The 4,964-nt window shown below is 70.3% G+C and carries 5 protein-coding genes and 1 pseudogene; 5 read left to right on the top strand and 1 reads right to left on the bottom strand.

The genetic code is table 11. The features are described 5' to 3' along the window. Nucleotides 1–371 precede the first annotated feature (371 nt). Both IJH84_RS20720 and IJH84_RS20715 read left to right on the top strand, forming a co-directional pair. Nucleotides 372–1,208 carry a helix-turn-helix transcriptional regulator gene (locus IJH84_RS20720; RefSeq protein ID WP_295147877.1) on the top strand — a complete coding sequence of 279 codons (837 nt, stop codon included), beginning with the start codon at nucleotides 372–374 and terminating at the stop codon, nucleotides 1,206–1,208. Beyond that, complete coding sequence (locus IJH84_RS20715) at nucleotides 1,205–1,417, top strand: DUF397 domain-containing protein (RefSeq protein WP_295147874.1); 213 nt, start codon at nucleotides 1,205–1,207, stop codon at nucleotides 1,415–1,417. The genes IJH84_RS20720 and IJH84_RS20715 overlap by 4 nt, the downstream gene beginning before the upstream one ends. 80 nt (nucleotides 1,418–1,497) lie before the next feature. On the opposite strand, the gene IJH84_RS20710 is transcribed toward IJH84_RS20715, so the two are convergent. Further along, complete coding sequence (locus IJH84_RS20710; protein ID WP_295147871.1) at nucleotides 1,498–2,274, bottom strand: phosphatase PAP2 family protein; 777 nt, start codon at nucleotides 2,272–2,274, stop codon at nucleotides 1,498–1,500. 234 nt (nucleotides 2,275–2,508) lie between these two features. Here IJH84_RS20710 and IJH84_RS20705 point away from each other — a divergent pair, with 234 nt between their 5' ends. The 3 genes and pseudogenes from IJH84_RS20705 to IJH84_RS20695 all read left to right on the top strand — a co-directional run. Further along, complete coding sequence (locus IJH84_RS20705) at nucleotides 2,509–3,276, top strand: polysaccharide deacetylase family protein (protein WP_295147868.1); 768 nt, start codon at nucleotides 2,509–2,511, stop codon at nucleotides 3,274–3,276. Between the two features lie 124 nt (nucleotides 3,277–3,400). Continuing rightward, complete coding sequence (locus IJH84_RS20700) at nucleotides 3,401–4,771, top strand: nucleotide sugar dehydrogenase (protein ID WP_295147865.1); 1,371 nt, start codon at nucleotides 3,401–3,403, stop codon at nucleotides 4,769–4,771. 3 nt (nucleotides 4,772–4,774) lie between these two features. Next, nucleotides 4,775–4,964 (top strand): annotated as a pseudogene (locus IJH84_RS20695) (hypothetical protein); the annotation flags it as partial.

The raw sequence follows: 4,964 nt of genomic DNA, 5'->3' as shown, positions 1-4,964 counted from the left end.
GACCGATTCGAGGGGACCGGTGCATCGGCCCGGCGAGTCCCTGTGCGCTACGGCCGCGACCTCGGGGGTGGTTCCCGGCGCGCGGAACCGATCGCGGCGGCGCGGCGCGGAACGCCGGCGCGGCACAGGGGAGGGTCTTGCGGGTTTCGTCGGAACAGGCGCTCCGAGTCTTGATCGGCTACTTTAGGAACGTTCCCATGGGAACGGTCCCTGATCAATGCGATTCGCCGGTACGACACCTGTTCGGATGATCGCCGGGGCGCCGTCCAGCGCGTGACAAACTGATCTCCCGCTGTGTCCAGAATCGACCGGAGGTCCGCACTGTGCCCAAACGCCCTGGACCTAGTGTTCGGCGACGACAACTCGGCGCGATGCTGCGCGGGATGCGGGAGAACGCGGGCAAGACCCGCAAAGACGCCGCGGACTGGCTGGAGGTCGGCGAACCGACCGTGAGCAAGATCGAGCTGGGACGCCAGGCGATCAAAGCTCCGAACGTGCGGCTGCTCTGCCAGCTCTACGACGTCGACGCCGGTACCGGGGAGTCACTGCTGCGACTGGCGCGGGAAGCGAACCAGCGAGGCTGGTGGACTGCTTATCGGGACACCTTGCCGAAGTGGTTTCGCCAGTTCGTGGGCTTGGAAGGCGACGCCGTCGAATTCTGGGAGTACCAAAGCGAGTTCGTCCCGGGTCTGTTGCAGACCCGCTCCTACATCGAGGCGATCACCACGGCCTCCCGTCCGGACATCGGTGACGACGAGCTGGCGAAGGTGGTGCGTGTTCGGCGGGAGCGCCAAGCTCTGCTGGAAGGCGCCGAACCGCCCCGGCTGAACGTGTACTTGAACGAGGCGGTGCTGAGGCGGGTAGTGGGCGGCCCACAGGTGATGCGGGAGCAGCTCGACCAGTTGGTCGCGGCTTCCCGGGAAGATCGCACCCGAGTTCGGGTGGTTCCGTTCTCCGCCGGTGCGCACGCCGCGATGGCTTCGTCCTTCGTGCTTATGCAGTTCCCGGACGATGACTCTCCCGCGTTCGCGTACATCGAGAACGACAGAGGCGCCGTTTACCAGGAGGACCCGGGAGACATCGACCGTTATACGGTCATGCTCGACCAGCTCGCCGAGGTGTCGATGGGAGTGGCGGAATCTCGCGCGGCCCTCGACGAAGCGGCTCGGTCACTGCACAACGAGTTAGGGGAAGGTATCCCACGATGACGGACTTATATCTCACCTACGCGGCCTGGCGGGTTTCCAGCCGGAGCAACGGTCAGGGCGGGCAGTGCGTCGAAGTCGGTTTCGCGGTGGAGGCCGATGTGGTCGGGGTGCGGGACTCGAAGGATCGCGGCAGCGGGCTGCTCGCCGTGCCCGGTCCCGCGTGGTCGGCCTTCATGGCGTCGGTGCGTTCGGGCGCGCTGGCCGGTTGATCTTGCCATCGGCCGGGCCGGCACCCGTTCGTTCGGAGTGAACGGAACTTTGGTCCTACTAGATTGGACGAACAGGCCGTTCACTCAGAAGCCTGCGGGGGACCGGAAGCCGGTGCGGATTTGCGGGCGACGAGGGTGTTGATCAGGCGGGGGAGTTGTTCGGCGAACAGCCAGAGGCTCAGCAGCAGGGTCGACCAAGAGGCGCCGAGGATCCAGCCCGCCAGCACGTCGGTGGGTGAGTGCACACCGAGCAGCACGCGGCTGAAGCCGGTGAGCACGATCGCCAGGACCGCGCCGGTGAACACCCACGCCCGCGCCCACCGGGCGCGCAGCAGCCGCAGGGCGAAAGCGCCGAGCAGCAGGTAGAGCGCGGCCGACTGCGCGGAATGCCCGGACGGGAAGCCGAAACCGTCCTCGACGACCAGCGCGTTCACCACCACCGGCCGCGGCCGCGCGATCATGATCTTGATCAGGTACACCGCGAGGCCCATCCCGGCCGAGGACACCGCCAGCAGCACCAGCGGCGCCCAAGTACGCCTGGTCAGCCCGATCAGCACGCCCACGAGCAGGCTCACCGGCAGCACCACCAGCACGTCCCCGAGCCAGGTCAGCACCGACAGGGCGGCGATCAGCGGCGCCGACCGCAGTTCGAGCGAGACGCGCAGCAGGTGCTCGTCCAGCCGCAGCAGCGGCCCGCCCTGGTGCACCTGCTCGGCCAGACCGCTGAAGCACCACACGCCCAGCGCGCTGACCAGCAGCCCCAGCACCACCGGCAGCCACGGGTAAGCCGCGACCAGGTCCCGCACTCCGGCCTGCTCGATGTGCGTTCGAGGCTCGGGCTGCGTTGCCGGGGTCACTGCGGTGCTCCAAGGGTCCGGGTGCGGCGAACCCGGCCGAGTCTACGCAACCGCCGGAGAGTCGATCATCGTTCGGACCGGGCTGCGCGACGATGCCGCGCAGTTTCGCCTACCGCGGCGGGCGGTCATCTGATGCGGATGCGGTAGGCGGACTCACCTTCGTGCCCGAACCACGTCGCCGATCCGGGTGCGATCGTCCGCCGAGGACCCGCGAGCCGAGGAAGGCGGCCGGTGATGACCCAGACGGCGGAAAGTGGCGTTCGGTCGCAGTTGCCGCGGCCGTTCCCGTACGTGCTGATGTACCACTCGGTGACCCCGTACACCGAGGATCCGTACCTGGTCACGGTCTCTCCGGAACGGTTCGAGCGGCAATTGCGCTGGCTGCGTTCGCGCGGGTGCACGGGGGTTTCGATGCGGGACCTGCTCGCCGCGCGGCGCGCCGGTGGTGGGCGCGGGCTGGTCGGGCTGACCTTCGACGACGGCTACACCGATTTCGCCGAGACGGTGTGCCCGCTGCTGCGCCGCTTCGGCTGGACCGCGACGGTGTTCGTGCTCAGCGGGCGCCTCGGCGGGGAGAACACCTGGGACCCGGAGGGGCCGCGGAAACCGCTGATGAGCGCCGCGCAGGTCGCCGAAGTGGCCGCCGGCGGCATGGAGATCGGCTCGCACGGCGCGCTGCACCGCAGGCTCCCGGGACTGGACGCGGTGGAGCTGGCGGGCGAGACCGCGCACAGCCGGATGCAGCTGCAGAAGATCTCCGGGCAGGACGTCACCGGGTTCTGCTACCCGTACGGCGAGCTGGACGAGCAGGCGGTGCGCGCGGTGCGCAACGCGGGTTACGGCTACGGCTGCGCGATCTGGCGGTCCGCGCTTTCCGGGCCGCACGCCCTGCCGCGCACCTACATCGGCGACCGGGACGGATCGCTGCGGCTGGACGCGAAACGGGCTCGGCACCGGCTTTCCGACCGGCGCGAGGCACCGAGGTTCCTGCGTTTCCGGTAGGGCCACTACCGCTGTTGCGGGAGGGTCCTTCGGCCCTGAGCTGCGACTGTGTCGTCAGCCGCGAAGGCGCGAGCAGGCCGGCGCGGGGGCCGCGGCGACCAGGTGAATCTCGGGGGAGGGTAACGTGACCCAGCAGCAACTGGCCCTGGCGATCAACGGCCGGGAGCGCCACCTGTCGGATCGGCTGGTCGCCTACCGCGAACCGGCGGGCGTCCCGGTCAGCGAAGTGCCGCCGGTGCGGCAGGAAACCGTGGTCGTGCTCGGGCTGGGCTACGTCGGCCTGCCCACCGCGTGCGGGCTGGCCGCGCGCCGCTCCAGCGTCGTCGGGGTCGACGTGAGCAAAGCGCGGCTGCGGGCCATCGCCGACGGCGACGTGGATCTGCCGGAACCGGAACGGGAGCTGGTCCGCGACGCGCTCGCCGACGGCTCGCTGCGGCTGGTCGAAGATCCCTCGGTGCTGGGCGAGGCGGACGCGATCGTGGTGTGCGTGCCGACGCCGGTGGACGGCGACCGGGTACCGGACCTCTCCGCGCTGCGCGGCGCCTGCGCGACGGCGGTGGCGCACGCCCGGCCCGGCCAGACGATCATTCTGACCTCCACCACGTTCGTCGGCACCACGCGGGACCTGCTGGTGGAGCCGCTGCGGCGGCGCGGGCTGACGGTGGGCAAGGAAGTCCACGTCGCGTTCAGCCCGGAACGCATCGACCCCGGCAACCACGACCACGTGCAGCGCGAAACCCCGCGCATCGCCGGCGGAGTCACGCCGGAGTGCGCGGCACGGGCGGCGCGGGTGATCGGTGACCTGACCGACTCGGTGTACCTGGTCGGCTCGCCGGAAGCCGCGGAGCTGACCAAGCTCTACGAGAACGTCTTCCGCGCGGTGAACCTGGCGCTGGCCAACGAGGTCGCCGACGTCTGCCGCGCGATGGCGCTGGACCCCATCGAGGTGACCATCGCCGCGGGCACCAAGCCCTACGGCTTCCTCGGCAGCTTCCCCGGACCCGGTGTCGGCGGGCACTGCATCCCCTGCGACCCGCACTACCTGCTGTGGCAGCTGCGCGAGCGAGGGCTGGGCGCGCCGATGATCGAGCAGGCAATGCGCTCCATCGAGCAGCGTCCGGAACGGGTGGTGCGCCGCGCCGGGGAGATGCTGGCCGAGTCCGGCCGCGCCGTCGCGGGTGCGCGGGTCCTGCTGGCCGGGGTGAGCTACAAGGCAGGCGTCCGGGACCTGCGCGAATCGCCCTCGCTGCCGATCATCACCGAGCTGCATCGGATGGGCGCGGACGTGCGCTACCACGACCCGCTGATCGACGAGGTCGAACTGCCCGACGGTTCCCGGCTGCGCAGCGAACCCGCCCCGCGCGGCCAGGACTGGGACCTGGTGGTGGTGCACACCGTGCATCCGGGATTCGACTACGGCTGGGCGGGGGACTGCCCGCGGGTGCTGGACGCGACGTACCAGTTCGACCTGGCCCCGCACCGGCAGGTCGTGTGAGCCATGCGAGTCCCGGACCCGGTCGCCTTCGACACCAGCACGCCCGCAGTGGTGTTCAAGCTGGACCCGAACGTGCTGCACCACGGCGGACTCGGCGTGATCCGCAGCCTCGGCCGCGCCGGGGTGCCGGTGTACGCGGTGCACGAGGACCCGACGGCTCCGGCCGCGCATTCCCGCCACGTGCGGGGACGCT

Origin of the sequence: Saccharopolyspora sp., from assembly GCF_017434145.1 — a bacterium.
Lineage (GTDB): Bacteria > Actinomycetota > Actinomycetes > Mycobacteriales > Pseudonocardiaceae > Saccharopolyspora_C > Saccharopolyspora_C galaxeae.
Note: the sequence above shows the minus strand (reverse complement) of the source record. Positions and strands in the feature narration are given on the sequence as shown.